Source organism: Leisingera sp. SS27, assembly GCF_028368855.1.
In the GTDB taxonomy this organism is placed as follows: Bacteria; Pseudomonadota; Alphaproteobacteria; order Rhodobacterales; family Rhodobacteraceae; genus Leisingera.
This window is the reverse complement of the sequence record NZ_JAQNCY010000001.1, coordinates 61,329-81,697: the sequence shown is the minus strand read 5'-3', so window position 1 is coordinate 81,697 and position 20,369 is coordinate 61,329. Positions and strand designations below refer to the sequence as shown.

Annotated in this window: 24 protein-coding genes; 11 read left to right on the top strand and 13 right to left on the bottom strand. The window is 61.4% G+C overall.

Features of this window, described 5'->3' with window-relative positions:
- Positions 1-44: 44 nt before the first annotated feature.
- Positions 45-593 carry an NUDIX hydrolase gene (locus N6L27_RS00380; protein WP_271905072.1) on the bottom strand — a complete coding sequence of 183 codons (549 nt, stop codon included), beginning with the start codon at positions 591-593 and terminating at the stop codon, positions 45-47.
- Between the two features lie 95 nt (positions 594-688).
- Between N6L27_RS00380 and N6L27_RS00375 the strand changes: the two genes are divergently transcribed.
- Entirely contained in the window at positions 689-1,921 is a 1,233-nt protein-coding gene (locus tag N6L27_RS00375) for a bifunctional alpha/beta hydrolase/OsmC family protein (RefSeq protein WP_271905071.1), read from the top strand.
- 245 nt (positions 1,922-2,166) lie between these two features.
- Positions 2,167-2,424, top strand: a complete 258-nt coding sequence (locus N6L27_RS00370) for a DUF6455 family protein (protein WP_271905069.1) — start codon at positions 2,167-2,169, stop codon at positions 2,422-2,424.
- Positions 2,425-2,494: 70 nt separating this feature from the next.
- Here the strand turns inward: N6L27_RS00370 and N6L27_RS00365 are convergent, their stop codons facing one another.
- Positions 2,495-2,842 carry a hypothetical protein gene (locus N6L27_RS00365; protein ID WP_271905068.1) on the bottom strand — a complete coding sequence of 116 codons (348 nt, stop codon included), beginning with the start codon at positions 2,840-2,842 and terminating at the stop codon, positions 2,495-2,497.
- An 86-nt stretch (positions 2,843-2,928) separates the two neighbouring features.
- On the opposite strand from N6L27_RS00365, the gene purB reads away from it, so the two are divergent.
- The 5 genes from purB (at position 2,929) to N6L27_RS00340 (ending at position 8,333) form a co-directional block, all read left to right on the top strand.
- On the top strand, positions 2,929-4,233 hold the full coding sequence (gene purB, locus N6L27_RS00360; RefSeq protein ID WP_271905066.1) for an adenylosuccinate lyase: 1,305 nt from the start codon (positions 2,929-2,931) through the stop codon (positions 4,231-4,233).
- Between the two features lie 129 nt (positions 4,234-4,362).
- A complete protein-coding gene (locus N6L27_RS00355; protein WP_271905064.1) occupies positions 4,363-5,340 on the top strand; it encodes a phosphotransferase family protein in 978 nt (325 codons plus the stop codon).
- A gap of 99 nt (positions 5,341-5,439) precedes the next feature.
- A complete protein-coding gene (locus tag N6L27_RS00350) occupies positions 5,440-5,973 on the top strand; it encodes a tetratricopeptide repeat protein (RefSeq protein WP_271905063.1) in 534 nt (177 codons plus the stop codon).
- 76 nt (positions 5,974-6,049) lie between these two features.
- On the top strand, positions 6,050-7,240 hold the full coding sequence (locus N6L27_RS00345; protein ID WP_271905062.1) for a flagellar motor switch protein FliG: 1,191 nt from the start codon (positions 6,050-6,052) through the stop codon (positions 7,238-7,240).
- A gap of 160 nt (positions 7,241-7,400) precedes the next feature.
- Complete coding sequence (locus N6L27_RS00340; protein WP_271905061.1) at positions 7,401-8,333, top strand: lysophospholipid acyltransferase family protein; 933 nt, start codon at positions 7,401-7,403, stop codon at positions 8,331-8,333.
- Positions 8,334-8,342: 9 nt separating this feature from the next.
- Here the strand turns inward: N6L27_RS00340 and N6L27_RS00335 are convergent, their stop codons facing one another.
- The gene (locus tag N6L27_RS00335) at positions 8,343-9,044 is read right to left on the bottom strand and encodes a DUF1223 domain-containing protein (RefSeq protein ID WP_271905060.1); all 702 of its coding nucleotides are present in this window, start codon (positions 9,042-9,044) and stop codon (positions 8,343-8,345) included.
- Positions 9,045-9,267: 223 nt separating this feature from the next.
- Here N6L27_RS00335 and acnA point away from each other — a divergent pair, with 223 nt between their 5' ends.
- The 4 genes from acnA to N6L27_RS00315 all read left to right on the top strand — a co-directional run bounded on the left by acnA (position 9,268) and on the right by N6L27_RS00315 (position 13,292).
- Positions 9,268-11,955, top strand: a complete 2,688-nt coding sequence (gene acnA, locus N6L27_RS00330) for an aconitate hydratase AcnA (RefSeq protein ID WP_271905058.1) — start codon at positions 9,268-9,270, stop codon at positions 11,953-11,955.
- Positions 11,956-12,208: 253 nt separating this feature from the next.
- A complete protein-coding gene (locus tag N6L27_RS00325) occupies positions 12,209-12,493 on the top strand; it encodes an antibiotic biosynthesis monooxygenase (RefSeq protein ID WP_271905057.1) in 285 nt (94 codons plus the stop codon).
- Between the two features lie 71 nt (positions 12,494-12,564).
- Positions 12,565-12,903, top strand: coding sequence for a DOPA 4,5-dioxygenase family protein (locus tag N6L27_RS00320; RefSeq protein ID WP_271905055.1), 339 nt, complete (start codon positions 12,565-12,567; stop codon positions 12,901-12,903).
- A 98-nt stretch (positions 12,904-13,001) separates the two neighbouring features.
- On the top strand, positions 13,002-13,292 hold the full coding sequence (locus tag N6L27_RS00315) for a putative quinol monooxygenase (RefSeq protein ID WP_271905054.1): 291 nt from the start codon (positions 13,002-13,004) through the stop codon (positions 13,290-13,292).
- On the opposite strand, the gene N6L27_RS00310 is transcribed toward N6L27_RS00315, so the two are convergent.
- From N6L27_RS00310 to yajC, 10 genes are all read right to left on the bottom strand, one after another.
- Positions 13,286-13,825 carry a DsbE family thiol:disulfide interchange protein gene (locus N6L27_RS00310; RefSeq protein WP_271905053.1) on the bottom strand — a complete coding sequence of 180 codons (540 nt, stop codon included), beginning with the start codon at positions 13,823-13,825 and terminating at the stop codon, positions 13,286-13,288. The two genes, N6L27_RS00315 and N6L27_RS00310, sit on opposite strands and share 7 nt — an antisense overlap.
- The gene (ccmD, locus tag N6L27_RS00305) at positions 13,818-13,973 is read right to left on the bottom strand and encodes a heme exporter protein CcmD (RefSeq protein WP_271905052.1); all 156 of its coding nucleotides are present in this window, start codon (positions 13,971-13,973) and stop codon (positions 13,818-13,820) included. The genes N6L27_RS00310 and ccmD overlap by 8 nt, the downstream gene beginning before the upstream one ends.
- A complete protein-coding gene (locus N6L27_RS00300) occupies positions 13,973-14,704 on the bottom strand; it encodes a heme ABC transporter permease (protein WP_271905051.1) in 732 nt (243 codons plus the stop codon). Before N6L27_RS00300 ends, ccmD begins: the two co-directional genes overlap by 1 nt.
- A 56-nt stretch (positions 14,705-14,760) precedes the next feature.
- Positions 14,761-15,417 carry a heme exporter protein CcmB gene (ccmB, locus tag N6L27_RS00295; RefSeq protein WP_271905050.1) on the bottom strand — a complete coding sequence of 219 codons (657 nt, stop codon included), beginning with the start codon at positions 15,415-15,417 and terminating at the stop codon, positions 14,761-14,763.
- Positions 15,414-16,028, bottom strand: a complete 615-nt coding sequence (gene ccmA, locus N6L27_RS00290) for a heme ABC exporter ATP-binding protein CcmA (protein WP_271905049.1) — start codon at positions 16,026-16,028, stop codon at positions 15,414-15,416. Before ccmA ends, ccmB begins: the two co-directional genes overlap by 4 nt.
- A 91-nt stretch (positions 16,029-16,119) precedes the next feature.
- Complete coding sequence (locus N6L27_RS00285; RefSeq protein WP_271905047.1) at positions 16,120-16,473, bottom strand: Mth938-like domain-containing protein; 354 nt, start codon at positions 16,471-16,473, stop codon at positions 16,120-16,122.
- 11 nt (positions 16,474-16,484) lie between these two features.
- On the bottom strand, positions 16,485-17,237 hold the full coding sequence (locus N6L27_RS00280) for a TSUP family transporter (protein ID WP_271905045.1): 753 nt from the start codon (positions 17,235-17,237) through the stop codon (positions 16,485-16,487).
- Positions 17,230-18,198 carry a protein translocase subunit SecF gene (gene secF, locus N6L27_RS00275; RefSeq protein WP_271905044.1) on the bottom strand — a complete coding sequence of 323 codons (969 nt, stop codon included), beginning with the start codon at positions 18,196-18,198 and terminating at the stop codon, positions 17,230-17,232. Before secF ends, N6L27_RS00280 begins: the two co-directional genes overlap by 8 nt.
- A 1-nt stretch (position 18,199) precedes the next feature.
- Positions 18,200-19,864 (bottom strand): protein translocase subunit SecD, encoded by a 1,665-nt coding sequence (gene secD, locus N6L27_RS00270; RefSeq protein WP_271905043.1) that lies wholly within the window; start codon positions 19,862-19,864, stop codon positions 18,200-18,202.
- A 33-nt stretch (positions 19,865-19,897) separates the two neighbouring features.
- Positions 19,898-20,182 (bottom strand): preprotein translocase subunit YajC, encoded by a 285-nt coding sequence (yajC, locus tag N6L27_RS00265; protein ID WP_019295449.1) that lies wholly within the window; start codon positions 20,180-20,182, stop codon positions 19,898-19,900.
- Positions 20,183-20,369 lie beyond the last annotated feature (187 nt).

Genomic DNA, 20,369 nt, shown 5'->3' with positions numbered 1-20,369 from the left:
CAGGAGGGGCCGGGACAGCCTGCGGCGCCGTCAGGCGCCTCCTTTCAGCAGTACGCGGAGAGGAAAGGCTCCAGCTTTTCCCGCAGCACCAGCACGCCTGGCGAATCCGTCACTTCTTCCAGCTGTGCCAGCGGAACCCAGGCCAGCGCGTGGGATTCACCGCTGGCCGCAATCTCCCCTGCTTCCGCCTGAAACAGATAGCGCACGTCATAGTGCAGATGGGCGCATTCCTTTGAACCCGCCGGGATTTCGTGGATGTCGACGTCGAATACCTGCGGCGACAACGGCTTGATCCGCGTTAGCCCGCTTTCCTCATAGGCTTCCTTCAGGGCAACAAAGGGCACATCGGCAATGCCGTCGCAATGGCCGCCTAGCTGGAACCAGCGGTCAAGCTTCTTGTGATGGGTCAGCAGCACGCATTTCCGGTCCGGCGACATCACAAAGGCAGACCCGGTCACATGGCCCGTTTCCGGATTGCGTCCAAAGGCCTGCGGCTCCCTGGCGCAGAATGCCTGCAAACGCGCCCACATTGCGCGGTCCCGGGCGTCTCGCGGACTGTAACATCCGATGCCTTCTAAGGCGCTGCCGCTCATCTGCCTTCACCTTCCCGTGACGTTCCAGTCCATTGCCTTGTTCCGGACCCAATCAGCGCTCAATCTAGGCGGAACATCAAACAAAGGCCACGCCCATGCCCACGGAACGGATCACTTTCTCCGGCCACGCCGGAAACACCCTTGCTGCCCGCCTCGACCTGCCCGAAGGCCCGGTTTTGGCGACTGCCCTCTTTGCCCATTGTTTCACTTGTTCCAAGGATATTCCCGCTGCACGGCGCATTGCGGGGCGTCTTGCAGCGATGGGGATTGCGGTTCTGCGCTTCGATTTCACCGGTCTGGGGCATTCCGAGGGCGAGTTTGAAAACACCACCTTCAGCTCCAACGTTTCCGATCTGAAAAAGGCCGCCCAGTACCTTGCCAGCCGCGGAATGGCACCCTCTTTGCTGATCGGACATTCGCTGGGCGGTGCCGCGGTGCTGCGGGCGCGGGCGGGTATCCCTTCGGTCAAAGGCGTGGTGACACTGGGGGCGCCGTTTGATCCGGGCCATGTCTCGCACCACTTCGATGCCGCCCTGCCGGATATTGAGGCACAAGGCCGCGCCGAGGTCTGCCTGGGCGGGCGTCCGTTTGTAATCGGCAAGGAGTTTGTTGACGACATCAATGCCGAGGCGCTGGCGCCTGCAATTGCCGAGCTGAAGGCCGCGCTGCTGGTGCTGCATGCGCCGCGCGATGAAACCGTGAGCATAGACAATGCCGCGTCGATCTTCACCGCCGCCAAGCATCCCAAAAGCTTTGTCACATTGGATGATGCCGACCACCTGATCTCGCGCCCCGCGGATGCCGAATACGCGGCAGAAGTCATTGCCGCCTGGGCCGGGCGTTATGTCAAAATGGCGCCGCCCGCACCGCCGCCGGGCGCGCCGGAAGGCGTTCTGCGGGTGACGGAGGCGGATCCGGAGGGGTTCCTTCAGGACGTGCAGTCCGGTCCCTACCATCACGCTTTCGCTGATGAACCGCTGGCCTATGGCGGCACCAACCGCGGCATGTCGCCATATGGTTTCGTGGCGGCGGGCCTTGGCGCCTGTACCTCAATGACACTCAGGATGTATGCCCGCCGCAAGGGCTGGCCTTTGGAGGGGATCAGCGTTGATGTGTGCCATGACAAGGTGCATGCGCAGGATGCTTTACCTTCGGGGCCTGCCAAGATCGATCAGTTCACCCGGGTGGTGCGCCTCTGCGGCCCGCTAAGCGACGACCAGCGCGCGCGGCTGCTGGAAATCGCCGACAAATGCCCTGTGCACCGGACGCTGGAAAGCGGCGCCAAAGTGGTGACACGGCTGGAGGCCGCAGAGCAGCCCGCGATCTGACATACCGGACCGCCGGCGGGCCTCCCGCGCCCGGACGGTGCAGGAAACCTGCCCCATCAGCGGGTTTGGGCCGGGCACCGCGCCATGCGCGGTGCCCGGCCCAACTGCGGCAGGACTTCGCGAGAAGGCCGTAGCGCGGGCGGGAGAACTGACGGCTGCGGAATTTGCGCCACATCAAAGTGCCGGAACGCAGTCCCGTTCATGCTGTGCCCATCCCGGCGGCGGCCGGGCATGGGAGGAGACACATGGGACTTTTTGCAAAACTCGGGCGCAGCAGCGATCTGGTGCAGGGCATGGCCAGCCGTCTCGGCATCGACTATGGCGAAATCGTCGCCGCTGATCCGCAAGCGCAAGGCCAGAAGTACATGCGCGCAATCCTGCGCTGCAGCACCTGCCGCAATCAGGACGGCTGCAGTGACTTGCAGCGGGAGACAGCAGAACTGGCTGAGGCGCCGTCCTACTGTCGCAACGCGCAGCTGCTGGCGCACTTGCGGGGAAGCTGACCCTTCCTGGACGGCTGCTCGCATCTGCTGTGATCACTCCGGTTTCCAGTGAGCGGACTTTCGCGCCGGCTCACTCCGCGGTCTCAGCGTACTGGCCGGTGGTGATGTCACCGCCTTCGCCGACAAAGCGGATGGCCTCGCCGTCGCTTTCCAGCGCATAACAGGCCCACAGGTCCGAGGGCGGCCAGGTGGAGCAGTATTTGCCGTCCCGAACGCCCCAGTACCCCCAGCTGTCATGCCCCGTATTATAAAGCGTCCTGCCCGAGGCAAAGAACTCCTGCCAGGCGCCGCTGCCGTAGACCAGCCGCCTCCCTTCCAGCGCAGCCTGCACCTCATCGCCGTTCAGTTCCCGCCATCCGCCGCCCCAAACCGGCGAAACGGTGCATGATAACGCAATCATCAGGGCAAACTGCCTCATGGCCCTCTCCCAGCCTTGCTGTCCCGTCTCCGCTGATCTAAGAGGCCGGGCATCTGCTGCGCAATCACATAAAGGTGCCTTCGCCCATGATCCCCCGCTATTCCCGCCCCGAGATGGTCGCAATCTGGTCGCCGGAGACCAAATTCAAGATCTGGTACGAGATCGAGGCGCATGCCTGCGAAGCCATGGCCAACCTCGGCGTGATCCCGCGCGAAAACGCCGACGCGGTGTGGAAAGCCAAGGACGTGGAATTCGACGTCGCCCGCATCGACGAGATCGAAGCCGTCACCAAGCATGACGTTATCGCCTTCCTCACCCATCTTGCGGAGCATGTCGGCTCCGAAGAAGCCCGGTTTGTGCACCAGGGCATGACCTCGTCGGACGTGCTGGACACCTGCCTGAACGTGCAGCTGGTGCGTGCAGCCGACATTCTGCTCGATGGCATGGACAAGGTGCTTGCGGCGCTGAAGAAACGCGCGCTGGAGCACAAGAACACCGTGCGCGTCGGCCGCTCCCACGGCATCCACGCCGAACCCACCACCATGGGCCTGACCTTTGCCCGCTTCTATGCGGAGATGGACCGCAACAAGAACCGCCTGGAAAAGGCCCGCTGGGAAGTCGCCACCGGTGCGATCTCCGGCGCGGTGGGCACCTTCGCCAACATCGACCCGGCGGTCGAGGAACACGTCTGCGAGCAGCTGGGCCTGCGCCCGGAGCCGATCTCCACCCAGGTGATCCCGCGCGACCGCCACGCGATGTTCTTTGCCACCCTGGGCGTCATTGCCTCCTCGATCGAGAACGTCGCCGTGGAAATCCGCCACATGCAGCGCACCGAGGTGCTGGAAGGCGCGGAATTCTTCTCGATGGGCCAGAAGGGCTCCTCAGCGATGCCGCACAAGAAAAACCCGGTTCTGACCGAGAACCTGACCGGCCTTGCCCGTCTGGTGCGCATGGCGGTGATCCCCGCGATGGAGAACGTGGCGCTGTGGCATGAGCGCGACATCTCCCACTCCTCCGTCGAGCGCGGCATCGGCCCGGATGCGACCATCACCCTGGATTTCGCCCTGCACCGCCTGGCTGGTGTTGTCGACAAGATGCTGGTGTTCCCGGAGAACATGCTGGACAACATGAACAAATTCCCCGGCCTGGTGATGTCGCAGCGAGTGCTGCTGGCGCTGACCCAGGCAGGCGTCAGCCGTGAGGACGCCTATTCCATGGTGCAGCGCAACGCTCTGAAGGTTTGGGAAGAACGCGTCGATTTCCGTGAGCTGCTGCTGGCGGACACCGATGTGGTTGCGGCGCTTGGCGAAGAGGCGATCAACGAGAAATTCGACATGGGCTACCACACCAAACATGTCGACACAATTTTCAAACGTGTGTTCGGCGAGTAAGCCGGTCAAAGCTAAGGACTTACAGAACGCCCCGTCAGCTTGACGGGGCGTTTTTCATTCTGATTTCACCCCTTAGCTGTTATGAGTTCGGGAAAAACGTTCTCTTTTCAGGCCTGCACAGTTCCCGCAATGCTACTCTTTGCTGAATACGACGAAACCCTTCTGCAAAGCCATGTGGAAGAATTTCAGGCCGCGGCCGGAGTTGCGGGAACTTTCAGCGTGAACTGCATTCACAAAGCGCGGGATCCGGGCCGGGATCAGATGGTTTTTGCCCTGATGCACGAAACCGGCAGAACGCTTGTGCTGAAAAAGGACTTTCAGGCCGGTAAAAGCTGGATCGAACGGGAGTACCGCTTGTTCGAAAAACTTCAGCCGCACTTTGGGTCCTCAGGCAAGAACCGCATAGTCACGCCCGTTTACCTGGCTGCAGACAAAAGCTTTCACATCACGGAATTCGCGGAAGGCCGGACGGCAACCGACATTCTTCTCACGCCTAGCTCCCCGGCACAGGTCAACCAAGTGTTCCGAAGGGCTGGCGCCTGGCTTTACCGTCTGCACAGCTTCTCTCCAGAAGAGCCCGAAAATATCTGGATGCAGTGGGTTTTTGATGAGCTGGAAAAGACGGCCGCGGACAGCAGCGGCATGATCTCTCAGGATCACTACGGCCGTTATGCATCGCAGTTGCTGGATCAATCCCGAAGCTTGCAGGGCAGCCCCTGCCCGCGCGTGTTTTCGCACGGCGACTTTCACAGCGACAATCTGATCCTCGGCAGCGGCAATGCCTGCGGTCTGGACCTGGCCTATGCCAAGCATAAGCCCGCGATTTACGACGTTGCAGACTTTTTAGCCAGCGATATCACCACCCCGGCGGAACCCGCGGAGATTGGCCCCGGAGGCGTCCGCCGGGCCAGCACCGAGTTCTTCTTCAAGACATACCGGCGCCCGTTCAGCGCCTCCATTCTCAACTTTCACTTACGGGCCAGGCTGCTTTTGAAACTGGCCCATTGCCGGGCTATCGAGGTGGAGGAAAACCCGAGAGCCCGCAAAAGGTTTGATGTATTGCTTGCGCGGCTTGAAAGTGCGTTTTCCCAGCCTCTTGACGGTTGATCCTGCCACCGGGGCAAACGTCTTTGTGAACAAAAATACAGATCCAAGCCGTGTTTCAGAGGATAGTATAAGCAAGACATTGCATTTGGAGTGCTTGAGATGCGTATTTTCATTTTGACTGCTGCCCTGACCCTTCCGGTTGCGGCCCTTGCCGCCAGCGGCAACGACTGGAACCCGCCCAAACCCTCTGAGACCACCAAGACCTGCAAGGGTAAACGGGTCTGGGACGAGGATAAGAAACGCTGCGTGCGGCCTCGGAAGTCTTCTCTGAACCAAGAGGGGCTGTTGGATGCGGCCCGGGAACTGGCCTATGCCGGACGACAGGAAGACGCCCAGGCGGTGCTGAGTGCAATGGCAGATCAAGAAAGCAGCATGGTGCTGACCTACTGGGGTTTCACCCACCGCAAACTGGGCAACATAAAGCTGGCGCAGGCCTTTTATGATCAGGCGCTGATGCAAGATCCGGACAATATCCTTGCACGGTCCTACATGGGTCAAGGCTTTGTCGAACAGGGGAAATACGGCGCTGCCCTTGCCCAATGGAAGGAAATCCGGGCACGTGGGGGCGATGGCAGCTGGGCAGAGGCCTCATTGCGCAGTGCGCTGGAGACGGGCACCTCCTACAGCTACTAGGCTTCAGCCTTTCTTTACGGCTTGCGGCCTATGCTGCCTTTGAATGATTGAGAAGAATCTTTTCTAGGGTGCGAGAATGCCTCAAGACGATATGCTGGCGCTTCCGATGGATCTGGGCGGGGGCGACATGGGCGGAATGGGCGGTATGGACATGGGCGATTTCGCCGCTCCGGCGCCTCTGGGCGGCCTGGATGCGGGCGGCCTCGGCGACGGTATGGGCGGCGGAGCGCTGGCGAATCCTGCAGCCGCCTCTGGCCTCAGCGGCAAAGCAAAAGCCGCCATTATTGTCCGGCTGCTGCTGAACGAAGGCGCCGAGATCCCCTTGGAGGAACTGCCCGACGACCTGCAGCTGGAACTGACCCAGCAGATGGGCCGGATGCGGATTGTCGACCGTGACACACTGAATTCAGTGGCAGGTGAATTTGCCGATTTGCTGGACAATGTCGGCCTGCATTTTCCCAACGGCCTGGCCGGCGCCTTGAGCGCGATGGAAGGCAAGATCAGCCGCCACACCCATACCCGCTTGCGCCGTGAAGCCGGCGTGCGTCAGTTCGGTGACCCCTGGGAGCGGCTGAAGCAGCTGCCGCCTGAGGATCTGGCTGAATTGGCCCAGGCCGAAAGCACCGAAGTTGCAGCCGTTCTGCTATCCAAGCTGGACACGGCGAAGGCGGCACAGATGCTGATCCATCTTCCAGGCCCGATCGCCCGCCGCATCACCTATGCGGTCAGCCAGACCGCCAATGTAACGCCGGACACTGTGGACCGCATTGGCCTGTCGCTGGCCGCCCAGGTGGAGGCACGGCCTGATCTTGCATTTGACCAGACACCGGGCCAGCGCCTGGGCGCCGTCCTGACCGAAGCCGCGGCTGCCAAACGGGACGAAGTGCTGACCGCGCTGGACGAGGAAGACGAAGAATTTGCCGTTTCTGTGCGCAAGGCGATCTTCACCTATGCACTGGTTGCCGAACGTATGAACCCGCTGGATGTGCCCAAGCTGATCCGGGTTCTGTCGCAGCCAGACCTGGTGACCGCCATTGCCTTTGCCACCGACGAGGAAGACGTGGCTACGTCCGAGTTCCTGCTCAAGAACATGTCGAGCCGCATGGCCGACAACATCCGCGAGGAAGTCGCCGAGCGCGGCAAGGTCAAGCGCAGCGACGGCGAGACTGCCTTCAGCCTGATTATCAGCGCCATGCGCGATCTCGTCGCCACTGGTGAGATTGAACTCAAATCGGTTGAAGAAGACGAGGAACAAGACGGCGGCTGACGTCCGAAAGGCACGATTGCCGCAAAGCGCTGAATAATGGCAGGCTGCTGGCCGCAGCTGCCGTGCCGGAGCGCCTTCGCGAGTTGCTTGTACCTGCTGCCGCTGCTGCGTATGATGCAGGCTTCCGGGCGCAGTTCCGCGCCGCAAGTATCCAGACGCCATGCCCGCAAATCCTTCCGAGCTCTCCACCTGGAGCCATGTCAAATATTTTGGCAGCAACCTGTTCCTGCGCGGCCTTCTGCTGGGCGCCGGGCTTGTGCCCTATCGCTTGCGGGTGCCGATGATGGGGCGTCTGGTCACTGCCATGGGACGGCTTGCACGCTTTGACAAGCGTGTGCGCGACAACCTGAATCTTGTCAGCCCGGAGCTGTCGGACCTGGACCCTGCAGACCTCTACCGGGACGTCAGCGACAACGCAGGCCGGATGATTGCGGAAATCTACGCAGGCAAACCTTTTCACGAACGGGCCAGGTCCGCGCCTATCACCGGTCCCGGCCTGCAAGCCCTGGAAGCGGCCCGGGCTGAAGGCCGGCCGGTGCTGCTGGCGACCGCCCATTTCGGCAACTATGACGCAGCCCGTGCCGCACTTGTGGCCCGAGGCCACGAGATGGGCGCCCTGTACCGCCGGATGGCCAACCCGTATTTCAACGAGCACTATGTTGACGCCATCAAGCAGAACGGCGAGCCGATGTTCGAACAGGGCAAGCGCGGCATGGTGGAGCTGGTGCGCCATCTGAAAAAAGGCGGCATCGCAGCCATTGTCACTGATCTGCATGCACAGGGCGGCCAGCTGGTCGATTTCTTCGGCAAACCGGCTGTCACCTCCACCGTGCCCGCAGAACTGGCACTGAAATTCGGCGCTGCGCTGATCCCGGTCTATGCCGTGCGGCAGGAGAACGGGCTGGATTTCGAGATCGTGATGAATGCCGAGGTGCCGCCGTCAGATCCGCTGACCATGACCAAGGCTCTGAGCGCGGATTTGGAATCGATTGTCCGGAAGCACACTGGGCAATGGTTCTGGATTCACCGCCGCTGGAAGCCTTATGTCGCAGTCGGCAAGGCCGCCCGGCAGCCCGATAGTCCGGTGGATTGAAGCACGTATTCAGTCCGCCCGCGCCGCTGCGATGATCCTGCCGAACGGCGCAGCCTGCACAAGAACTGCAGCGGGATTACTGCCGGGCGCGGGAACAGAAATCTCCAGACTGCCGGCACCGTCCCAATTTGCAGCGACCTGCCAGTCCTCCACCACATTTGCATAAGTGAAGGATTTGCCCGCCAGCTCACCCCGTGTGATGCTGACCTTGCGCTGCGGCGTGAACCGCACAACCTGTACAAGGTAAGACCCGGTGTCCATCTGCTCCCGCGGCTCCAGCCGGATCACCAGATCCCCGCCTGTCCGGCTAAGGTCCAGCGACACCTGGCGAGGTGTTTCGTGGTGCCGGGCAATGGCACTATCAACTGCGAGCGCATCAGCGCCAACCACATCGTCCTGCCCCATGATGATCATCTGCGGGGTATAGATCATCCGCCGCCCGCCTGCATGTGCATACCCCTTTTGACGCTTCGTGTGGGACGGATCGGCAAACTTGTCCTTCCAGCCGATGTAGTCCCAGTAATCCACGTGCAGCGCCAGCGGCAGAACATCCTGCCGCGCCGCAAGCTCATGCAGCAGCGCATCAGCGGGCGGACAGGACGAGCAGCCCTGCGAGGTATAGAGTTCAACCACAACAGGCTCATCTGCGGATTGGCCGTAAACCGGCATGGCAAGGCCCAGCATGGCCACGATCGGGAGCAGGAATTTCATGAATCGCCTTCTCTGTGTGTCAGGCATCAGGTCTAAAGACTTGCCTGCGAACTGGCCAATCAATCATTTTTGAGGGCAGCCCGAGGCACTGCTCCGCAAAAAATGTGTACAATCGCATACAAAAGTGCCGCCTGCGGCGTTTGGGCTATTGAATGCTTCATCTTCCTCATGCATTTAGCAGGCAGCGAATTCCCGGATTTCAAATTCTTGAGGGAGGCCAACCATGCCTATCACCGTCGGACAGGACAATGCCAAGGCGCGCAAAACGCTCAGCGTCAACGGCAAGTCGATCTCCTATTACTCCATTCCCGCCGCCACTGAGGCCGGCTTTGGCGACTTCTCCAAGCTGCCTGCCGCGCTGAAGGTGGTGCTGGAAAACATGCTGCGGTTCGAGGATGGCGGTTTCTCCGTCTCCACCGATGACATCAAGGCCTTTGCCGAATGGGGCGCCAACGGCGGTAAGAACCCGCGTGAGATCGCCTACCGCCCTGCCCGCGTGCTGATGCAGGATTTCACCGGCGTTCCCGCCGTTGTCGACCTGGCCGCAATGCGCGACGGTATCGTCGGGCTGAAAGGTTCGGCCGCCAAGATCAACCCGCTGGTTCCCGTGGACCTGGTCATCGACCACTCGGTGATGATCGACGAGTTCGGCAACCCGCGCGCGTTCCAGATGAACGTGGACCGCGAGTATGAGCGCAACATGGAGCGCTACCAGTTCCTGAAATGGGGCCAGAACGCGTTCAACAACTTCCGCGTTGTGCCGCCGGGCACCGGCATCTGCCACCAGGTGAACCTGGAATACCTGGCGCAGACCGTCTGGACCGACACCGACCAGAACGGCGAGGAAGTCGCCTATCCGGACACGCTGGTCGGCACCGACTCGCACACCACCATGGTCAACGGCGCCGCGGTGCTGGGCTGGGGCGTTGGCGGCATCGAGGCCGAAGCGGCGATGCTGGGCCAGCCGATCTCCATGCTGATCCCCGAAGTCATCGGCTTTGAGCTGACCGGCGAAATGGTCGAAGGCACCACCGGCACCGACCTGGTTCTGAAAGTTGTGGAAATGCTGCGCGCCAAGGGCGTGGTCGGCAAATTCGTCGAATTCTACGGGACCGGCCTGGACCGCCTGCCGCTGGCAGACCGCGCGACCATCGCCAACATGGCCCCGGAATACGGCGCCACCTGCGGCTTCTTCCCGATCGACGGTGAGACCCTGCGCTACCTGCGCAACACCGGCCGCGACGAGGACCGCATTGCGCTGGTCGAAGCTTATGCCAAGGAAAACGGCTTCTGGCGCGGCGCGGACTACAACCCAGTCTACACCGACACCCTGACCCTTGACATGGGCTCCATCGTGCCGGCGATCTCCGGCCCGAAACGCCCGCAGGACTATGTGCCGCTGACCAACGCCAAGGCCGCCTTCCGCCAGGAAATGGAAGAGACCTTCAAGCGTCCGATGGGCAAGGAAGTCGCCGTCAAGGGCGAAGACTACACCATGGAATCGGGCAAGGTCGTGATCGCCTCGATCACCTCCTGCACCAACACCTCTAACCCCTATGTGATGATCGGCGCCGGCCTGGTCGCGCGCAAGGCTGCCGCGCTGGGCCTCGACCGCAAACCCTGGGTCAAGACCTCGCTGGCACCGGGTTCGCAGGTTGTCTCCGCCTATCTGGAGGCCGCGGGCCTGCAGGAGGATCTGGACAAGGTCGGCTTCAACCTGGTGGGCTACGGCTGCACCACCTGCATCGGCAACTCCGGCCCGATTCAGCAGGAGATCTCCGAGGCGATTGCCGAGGGCGATCTGGTGGCAACTTCTGTTCTGTCGGGCAACCGCAACTTCGAAGGCCGCATCAGCCCCGATGTGCGCGCCAACTACCTGGCCTCGCCGCCGCTGGTCGTGGCCTATGCGCTGGCCGGCACCATGGACATCAACCTGGCCTCCGACCCGATTGCGCAGGATAAGGACGGCAATGACGTCTACCTGAAAGACATCTGGCCCTCGACACAGGAAGTAGCGGAGCTGGTCGAGCAGACCGTCACCCGCGAAGCCTTCCAGTCGAAATACGCCGACGTCTTCAAGGGCGACGAGAAATGGCAGGCGGTCGAGACCACCGATGCGGAAACCTATGACTGGCCCGCAACCTCGACCTACATCCAGAACCCGCCGTACTTCCAGGGCATGGGCACGGAGCCGGGCACCATCTCGAACATCGAGAACGCCAAGGTTCTGGCGGTTCTGGGCGACATGGTCACCACCGACCACATCTCCCCTGCCGGCTCCTTTGCCACCACCACGCCTGCAGGCCAGTACCTGCTGGAGCGCCAGGTTCAGCCGCGTGAGTTCAACTCCTACGGCTCGCGCCGCGGCAACCACGAGATCATGATGCGCGGCACCTTCGCCAACATCCGCATCAAGAACGAGATGCTGGACGGCGTCGAAGGCGGCTACACCAAAGGCCCCGATGGAGCGCAGACCTCGATCTACGAGGCCTCGATGGCGCATCAGGCCAATGGAACTCCGCTGGTGGTGTTCGGCGGCGAACAGTATGGTGCAGGCTCCTCTCGCGATTGGGCAGCCAAAGGCACCGCACTGCTGGGCGTCAAGGCCGTGATCGCGGAGAGCTTTGAACGTATTCACCGCTCCAACCTGGTTGGCATGGGCGTGATCCCGTTCGAATTCACCGCTGGCGACAGCCGCAAGTCGCTGGGTCTGACCGGTGAGGAAACCGTCTCGATCAGCGGTCTGGACACCATCCAGCCGCTGCAGGAAGTGCCCTGCTCGATCACCTTTGCCGACGGTTCGGTGAAAGAGATCACCTTGAAGTGCCGCATCGATACCGCGCCGGAGATCGAATACATTGAACACGGCGGCGTTCTGCACTACGTGCTGCGCAACCTGGCCAAGTCGTAAAGCCTGCCAAATCTAAGCTATTGGACATGCACCCCGCGGGGTGCATGTTTTTTTCTGCCCGACAGAAACTCATCCGCAGCCTTTGTCCGGCAGACCAGCAAGTTTACTGCTAAACAAAGTGTATCCTGTATACACCTTTTAGATGAATCGCAGAAGGTTTTTACCGGCTGTACCGTCCAGTTCTCCTGTGCAAATGTCTATTCAAAATACATGTTAGGAATCCTTGCGGTTCCCTGAAAGGCTGGACGCCCTTATGAAAGAGGCCGCTTTTGCAATCGTTTACCCGGACTTTGCCACATTTGACGATCATGCAAAGGCTGTTCTGGAAATGCTCCCGGACACCCTGGCTTTCCCGGGCTGCCTGGAGGCGCACATCGGTGTGAATCACGACCGGTTCGAGATTGCCGTCTTCCATTTATGGGAGACCCCTGAACATCTCGAGCGCTATCTGAACTGGCGGGCCAATCGCGGGGATCTTGACGCCCGCAGCGCTACCATGCGCAAAGAGCAGGATTTCCGCACCTATTCCGTACCGTAGCAAGCGGCTGCACAGAAACTGTTCGGATCTGCTGCCTTGCCTGCGGTTCAATTCACTGGAAGACTAAATCCATGAAACACACGGACAGCATCAGCGGCTACCACGCCCATATCTATTTCGACGCCGCCACGGTGGATCAGGCCCGAAATCTGTGCCAGAAGGCCGCTGAGAGTTTCGGCGCCAAGATGGGCCGCATTCATGAAAAGAACGTTGGACCGCACCCCATGTGGTCATGTCAGCTGGCCGCAACGCCGGAACAGTTTGCCGGGCTTCTTCCCTGGCTCTCGCTGAACCGGAACGGTCTGATTATCTTTGCCCACCCCGAAACCGGCGACGAGCTGGCTGATCACCGCGACCACGGGATCTGGCTGGGCGCAGGGTTGGAGCTTGACCTGAGCATATTCGAATGAACGCCATCGCAAATTTACCGGAAATTTCCGGGTTGCTGGAAAACTACCGGAACTCACAAGATCCGGAGGCTTCAATGGCGGAAGCTGTAGTTATAGGAATGCAACCCCGGCCCGGAAAGTTCGAAGAGCTGGCGTCGCTTGTCAAACAGATGGTGGAAGAGGTCCGGAAACACGCCGGATGCCTGCAGGCCGAAGCCATGCTGGCACCGGACCGGAACGAGATCGCTGTGTTTCAACGGTGGGAAAACACGGAGGCATTCAGCGAGTATCTGATCTGGCGGTCCAAGCAGGACCATCTGGATCGGGTCTATTATCTATCGGTCTCTGAACCGGATTTCAGCAGCTTCACGCTGATTACACCGCCAAAGGCATCGCAGCCCGGTTACTGAGCGGCAGCCTTCTCCATCGCCGGGCGCAGGGTGCTTTCAATCACCCGCTGGGTGATTGGCCCGGCAAAACGCAAAATTATTTTGCCGTTGCCGTCCACCACATAGGTTTCCGGCACACCGTATAGACCCCAGTCAATCGCCATCCGGCCCTTCTCGTCCCGGCCGATCGCTTGATAGGGATCGCCCAGCTCGTTCAGGAAAACCTCGGCATTGGCAAGCTGGTCCTTGTAGTTGATGCCGTAGATGGGAATGCCTTCTTTCGACAGTGCTTCAAGGTTCGGATGCTCCACCCGGCATGGCGCGCACCAGCTGGCCCAGTAATTCACCAGCTTTACGGTGCCGTCACGCAGTGTGGCATCGCTGAACATTTCCTTGCCCGGAAACTCGTCAAGAACAACTGGCGGTGCAGGCTGACCTTCGCGGGCGGAGGGCAGGCTGTTCGGGTCCTCGCGGAACATGCCCACCAGTGCCAGGCCGACAAAGCCAGCAAACACCACGCCGGGCACCGCCATCAAAGGAGAAATCTTAGCCATTGCGCTTCATCCGGGTTTCCAGGGTTTCCATCTCCCGGCGCACCTTGCGGCCGCGCAGGATCGTCAGCACCACCAGTGCAACCAGCAGCAACAGCGAGGCACCATAGGCCGATAGCACCGTGTCGGCGTATTTTCCAAGATCGGGCATCATGCCTCCAGCCGTTCGCGCGCCATCAGTGCCTTGATGCGGCGGGCGCGGATTTCAGTTCCGGTGCGGTAAAGCACCAAGGCGAGAAACAAGAGAACAAAACCTGCCATGCAGACGTAGAGCGGCGAGGAGAAGGCATCATGCACGTTCTCCTTTTCATCAAGAGACAGCGACGCCCCCTGATGCAGCCCCTGGTTCCAGAAGTTCACCGCATAACGGCTGAGCACGGCAAAGACCGAGCCCACCAGGCAAAGGATCGAGGTCAGATCTGCGGCAGTGTCCGGATTGTCGATGGCCTCCCACAGGGCGATGTAGCCGAGGTAGAACAGGAACAGCACCAGGAAGGACGTCAGCCGCGGATCCCACGCCCACCAGGTGCCCCACATCGGCTGGCCCCAGATCGCGCCGGTGATCAGGGCAATCACGGTCATGATCACGCCAACAGGGGCGGCGGCGCGGGCAGCCAATGCGCTGACATGGTGGCGGCGGATCACCCAGACCAGCGAGGCGACCAGCATCATGAACCAGGCGTTGATCGCCATCAGCGCCGAGGGCACATGCAGGAAGATGATCTTGACGGTGGAGCCCTGCCGGTAGTCATCAGGCGTAAAGAAAAACCCCCAGACAAGGCCAACGGTGATCAGCACCGCAGAACTGACCCAGAGGGCCGGCATCACCTTTTCGGAGGTGGCCAGAAACTTCTTCGGGTTGGCGTATTCCCAGATCGACATGGTGGCTATTTAGCTCTTGTTCTCGGGTTTCTCAATTCACGTGTCCGGCAAATGTCCTAGCGCAAATTGACGCGCAGGACGGCGGCGCTGGCGAAGGGCAGCAAAGCGATGGAGGCGGCGGAGATGCCTGCCAGCAGCAGCAGCGGCGTCTGCACTGCCATGCCCTCCGCGCCGCGGCGCGCGACCTCGGAGCCGAAGATCAGCGTCGGCACATAAAGCGGCATCACCAGCAAGGACATCAGCAGGCCGCCGCGCTTCAGCCCCACGGTCAGCGCGGCACCAAAAGTGCCGATGACAGACAGCGCAGGCGTGCCCAGCAGTAAGGAGACCACCAGCCACTGGAAGCCCTGCAGCGGCAGGTTCAGCAGAACGCCCAGCACCGGTGCCGCCAGTACCAGCGGCAGGCCGGTGGTGATCCAGTGGGCCAGCGCCTTGATCGTAACAGTGCTTTCCAGCGGCAGCGGTGCGGTGGCCAGGAGGTCGAGCGAGCCGTCCTCCCAGTCCAGCGCCAGCAGCCTGTCGAGCGACAGCAGGCACGCCAGCAGCGCACCCAGCCACAAAACGCCGGGGGCAATGCGGGACAGCAGCTCCGACTGCGGGCCGACAGAGAACGGCACCATCACAGTCACGATCAAAAAGAACGCAAGACCGAGGCCGAAACCACCGCCAGCCCGGAAGGCGAGCTTCAGATCCCGCAGGAGAAGCGCAATCACAGGAAGCCTCCGTCAAAATCGTCAATCTCAGGCGGCTTAGCCTTGTAGGGGCCCACGTCCAGCACCTCTGCCTCCAGCCCCAGATCGATATGGGTGGCGATCAGGGCAGAGCCGCCCTGCCCCAAATGCGCCCGCACGGCATCCGCGAACATGGCAACGGAGTTCACATCAAGGCTCACGGTCGGCTCATCCATGATCCAGATGGGGCGGCCGGTGACCAGCATCCGGCTGAGGCCGAGACGGCGTTTTTGGCCCGCAGACAGCGCCCCGGCCTGCCGGTCGCGCAAGCTTTGCAGATCAAACCCGTCCAGCGCCTGTTCTATACCATTGCGGCCAAAGACGCTGGCCCAGAAGGTCAGGTTTTCTGCCACACTCAGCGTTGGTTTCAGCCCGTCGGAATGGGCGGCATAGGCAATCTGGTCCTCAGCCCCCTCAACCCGGCCCTTCAGCGGCGGCTGCAGGCCTGCAACGGTCCGCAGCAGCGTGGTCTTGCCGATGCCATTGGGTCCGCGCAGGATCAGCGCCTTGCCGGGCTCCAGCGCAAAGCTCAGGCCCTCCAGCACCGGGATGCCGCCGCGGGCCACGCCCAGATCCGTCACAGTCAATGTCATGAGGTTCGCTTATCCCATTGCTCCGGCGCATGAAAAGACCATTCAGCAGATGCCCGCTTTGCGGCAGGTCAAATACATCAGAAATTCATCTTCAGACCGGCAAGGCGGCCAAAGCAATCCTGCGACCTTCGGACAACAGCACATTGTAAGTGCGGCAAGCAGCAGGCGAATTCATTGCCTCGACACCCAGTCCCGCGTCTTCCAGCGCTTTACGCAGCGCCGCAGGGATATGGGCAATCTCAGGTCCGGTGCCGATGAAAAGCACGTCTATCTCTCCGGCCAGCGCCAGCAGCGGCGCGGCGTCTTCCAGACCGGACCAGGCCGCCGTGCCCGCAGCTGAAGTCAACACCGCGCCCTGATGCACCTGGCCGCCGATGCGGAAGAACCCCTCGCCATAGCCGTCAATGGGCTGCGCATCGGAATAGCTCACTTCGTTCAGGCGCATCGGCGGTCCTTTCAGTCAAATACCGGGAGGCTGGATAGCACGGCCAGCGCAATCACGGAATAGGAGGCAAAGCGGTAGATCTTCTCGAGCTTGGGGTCAAACAGCGTCTTGCCGGTAAGCGTGGTGATTATGTAAGGGATGCCAAGAAGACAGGCCAGGATCACCGCTTTTAGGCTGGCCATGCCGCCGAAGATCAGGTTGGCAGCGATCACCACATCCAGCGCCGCCAGGAAAACGATTGTGTTGGCCCGCACCCGCGCCACGTCGCGCACGTTGGCAAGGTAGAAAACGATGATCACCGGTCCCGTGAGGCCGGTCATACCGCCAACAACGCCTGCGGCTCCGCCGATGGCGAACCGCCCTGGCCAGCCAAGCTTGCCCTGCCAGCGCCAGCCGGAGACCACCGCGGCCAAGGTCACGCCAATCACCCCGGCGGCCACCCAGCGCAGAGTCAGCGGGTCCATCTGCGACATCAGCCACAAACCCGCCGGCACGGTGACTGCAGCGGCCATGGACAAGGCGCCAACCTCTGCCCTGTCGGCCTTGCTCCAGGCCTGCGGGAACAGGGTGATGGTGGAAAACACCCCCATCAGCACCATCAGGAACACCAAATCGGCAGACGGCAGGAACTGGGCACCTACCGGCACAAAGATCATCGCGGTGCCAAAACCAGTGAAGCCGCGGACAAGACCCGCGGCTCCAATAGTGATCAGCAGCCAGAACAGCCCCGGTGTCTGCAGGGCTGCCTGAAATGCCTCAGGCATCAATGTTGCCGAACTGGTTGCCGGTGGTGTTCGCCTGCTTCGACCAGTCGCGCTTCACACCCAGTTTCAAGAGGATGGTGGAGGCGACGAAGACCGACGAGTAGGTCCCGACAATAACGCCCCAGATCATCGCAAAGACGAAGCCGCGGATCACGTCGCCGCCCAGCACATAGAGCGAGATCAGCGCCAGCAGCGTGGTGACGGAGGTCATCATGGTCCGGCTCAGCGTTTCGTTGATCGAGATGTTCAGAACCTCGGCCAGGTCTTTCTTCTTGTAGCGGCGCAGGTTCTCGCGCACCCGGTCGAACACAACCACGGTATCGTTCAGCGAGTAGCCGACGATGGTCAGCAGCGCCGCAATGATCGCCAGGTCAAACTTGATCTGCAGCTCCGAGAACACACCGATGGTCAGCACCACGTCATGCACCAGCGCTGCTACCGCGCCGAGGGCGAACTGCCACTCAAACCGCAGCCAGATGTAGACCAGCACCGCAGCAATCGCCAAGGCGACCGCAATGATCGCGGTTGTGATCAGTTCGCCCGAGACCTTGGGGCCAACGGATTCGACGGACACGAATTTGATGCCCGGCGCGACCGCGTCCAGCGAGGCCTTCAGCGTTTCGATCATCTCGCCGGAGATTGCCTCGCCGTCGTCCTGTGCCTGAATGCGGATCATGGCGACGTGCTGGTCTTCCTCGAAAGCCGGATCGAACACCTCGGTGATCGACACATCACCCAGACCGTGCACGGCCAGCGCATCGCGGTAGGCACCGACGTCCACGGTTTCCGATGCCTCGGTGCGGATGGTGGTGCCGCCGCGGAAGTCGATGCCGAAGTTCAGCCCCTGAAACAGGAAGGAGGCAAAGCCCACCACCATCATCAGGGCCGAAATGCCCAGCCAGAGCTTGGCGCGTTTGAAGAAATCGAATGAGGTTTCTTGGGGAACAAGTCTCAGCCGCATATCACACCTCAATCGTTTTCGGACGGCGCCGTTCAAACCACATGACGATCATCAGGCGGGTCACAAAGATCGCGGTGAACACCGAGGTCAGGATGCCCAGGCCAAGGGTGATCGCAAAGCCGCGCACCGGGCCGGAGCCCATGGCGAACAGGATCACCGCAGTGATGAAGGTGGTGATATTGGCGTCGAGAATGGCGCTGAGCGCCTTGGAGTAGCCTTCGTCGATGGCCTTGGCCGGACCGCGCCCCGCCTTCAGCTCCTCGCGGATACGCTCAAAGATCAGCACGTTGGCGTCCACCGCCATGCCGACTGTCAGCACGATACCTGCGATGCCCGGCAGCGTCAGGGTGCCGCCAATGAGGCTGAGCATGCCGAAGATCAGCGCGATGTTCAGGATCAGTGCCACATTGGCAAACAGGCCAAAAAGGCCATAGCTGAGTCCCATGAACACCAGCACTGCGGCAAAGGCCACGATAGTCGCGATCTTGCCCGCATCAATGCTGTCCTGACCCAATTCAGGGCCGATGGTCCGCTCTTCGAGGAACTCCAGCCCGGCGGGCAGAGCGCCTGCGCGCAGCAGCACGGCGAGGTTGGTGCTTTCCTCAACGGTGAAGTTACCGGTGATGATGCCGGAGCCGCCCGGGATATGCGACTGGATTACCGGGGCAGACACCACCTCGTCATCCAGCACAATGGCAAAGGGCGAGCCGATGTTCTCAGCCGTGTAATCCCCGAACCGGCGCGCGCCGGAGGTGTTGAAGCGGAAGGTCACCGCAGGGCGGCCGTTCTGGTCAAACGACGGCTGCGCATCCACCAGGTCCTCGCCGGTCACAACCGCGGCAGCCTCTATGGTGTAATAGATGCCCTCTTCATCCAGCGAGGGGATCACCTTGTTGCCGACCCCCGGCGCCGCGTCCGGATCGTTTCCGGGGGGACCGGCAACGGGGTTAAAGGTCAGCTGCGCGGTGGTGCCGATGATCGCTTTCAGCTCCGAGGCAGAGCCGATGCCCGGCACCTGGATCAGGATGCGGTCAGCACCCTGGCGCTGGATGGTCGGCTCGCGTGTGCCGACCTCGTCGATGCGGCGGCGCACGATTTCCAGTGACTGGCGCACGGTGCGGTCGTCGGAGGCAAGCTTCTCGGCTTCACTCAGCTGCACCACCAGGATGTCGCTATCTGCGGAGACCTCAATATCGGTTGCCCCGGCCCCGGTCAGGCTGGTCACCGGATTGGCCAGACCGCGCACCACTTCCAGCGCGCGGGCCATGCCGTCGGGTTTGGAAATTTTCAGCCGAATCTGGTCCGCAGGGCCAGGCTGGCGGCGGAAGGTGCCGACAGTGGAGCGCTCAGGCCGCAGCGCATCGCGCACCTCGGGCCACAGCGCATCCATCCGCGCTTCATAGACATCTTCGACCTTCACCTCAGCCAGCAAATGCGCGCCGCCCCGCAGGTCGAGCCCGAGGTTCACCAGTCCGGACGGCAGGTAAGACGGCCATTGGCCTGCAATTTCCAGCCGTTCCGGCGTTTCGCCCTTGGCAATAATATCGGCGGCCGCGTCGTTGGCCTGTTCGACGCGGGTGTAAAAGCCGTTTGGCAGGGCAAGCATGATACCAGCTGCGCATACCAGCCAGATCAGCACCCGTTTCCAGAGATCAATTTGCAGCATTGCCCTGCCTTTTCAGATGGTTATTCAGGGTGCTTAAGCTGCCGGCTCAGTCTTGCTCAGAACCTGGGCAATGGTCGCCTTGACCACGCGCACCTTGACGCCATCCGCGATCTCAACTTCGATCTCGCCGTCTTCCTTGACCTTGGCCACCTTGCCGATCACGCCGCCCTGAGTCACCACCTGGTCACCCCGGCGCAGGCCGTCCACCATCGCCTGATGCTGCTTCATCTTCTTCTGCTGCGGGCGGATCAGCAGGAAGTACATGATCGCGAAGATCAGGATAAGCGGGAGAAATTGGCCGATTGCGCCAGCGTCCATGGGATATTCCTTCTGTCAAAGCGGCGCAGACGTTAGCGCCGGAAATTTGCAGCGGAACCTATGCGCTGGGGGGAAGGGTTGCAAGGCTCACAGCAAGCCCAAAGAGACCAAATCCGCCTCCAGCATGCGTTGTTAGCCGATCTTAAGGCGGCCGCCCCTTTCGCCACTGGTCAATTGAGCGTTTCGG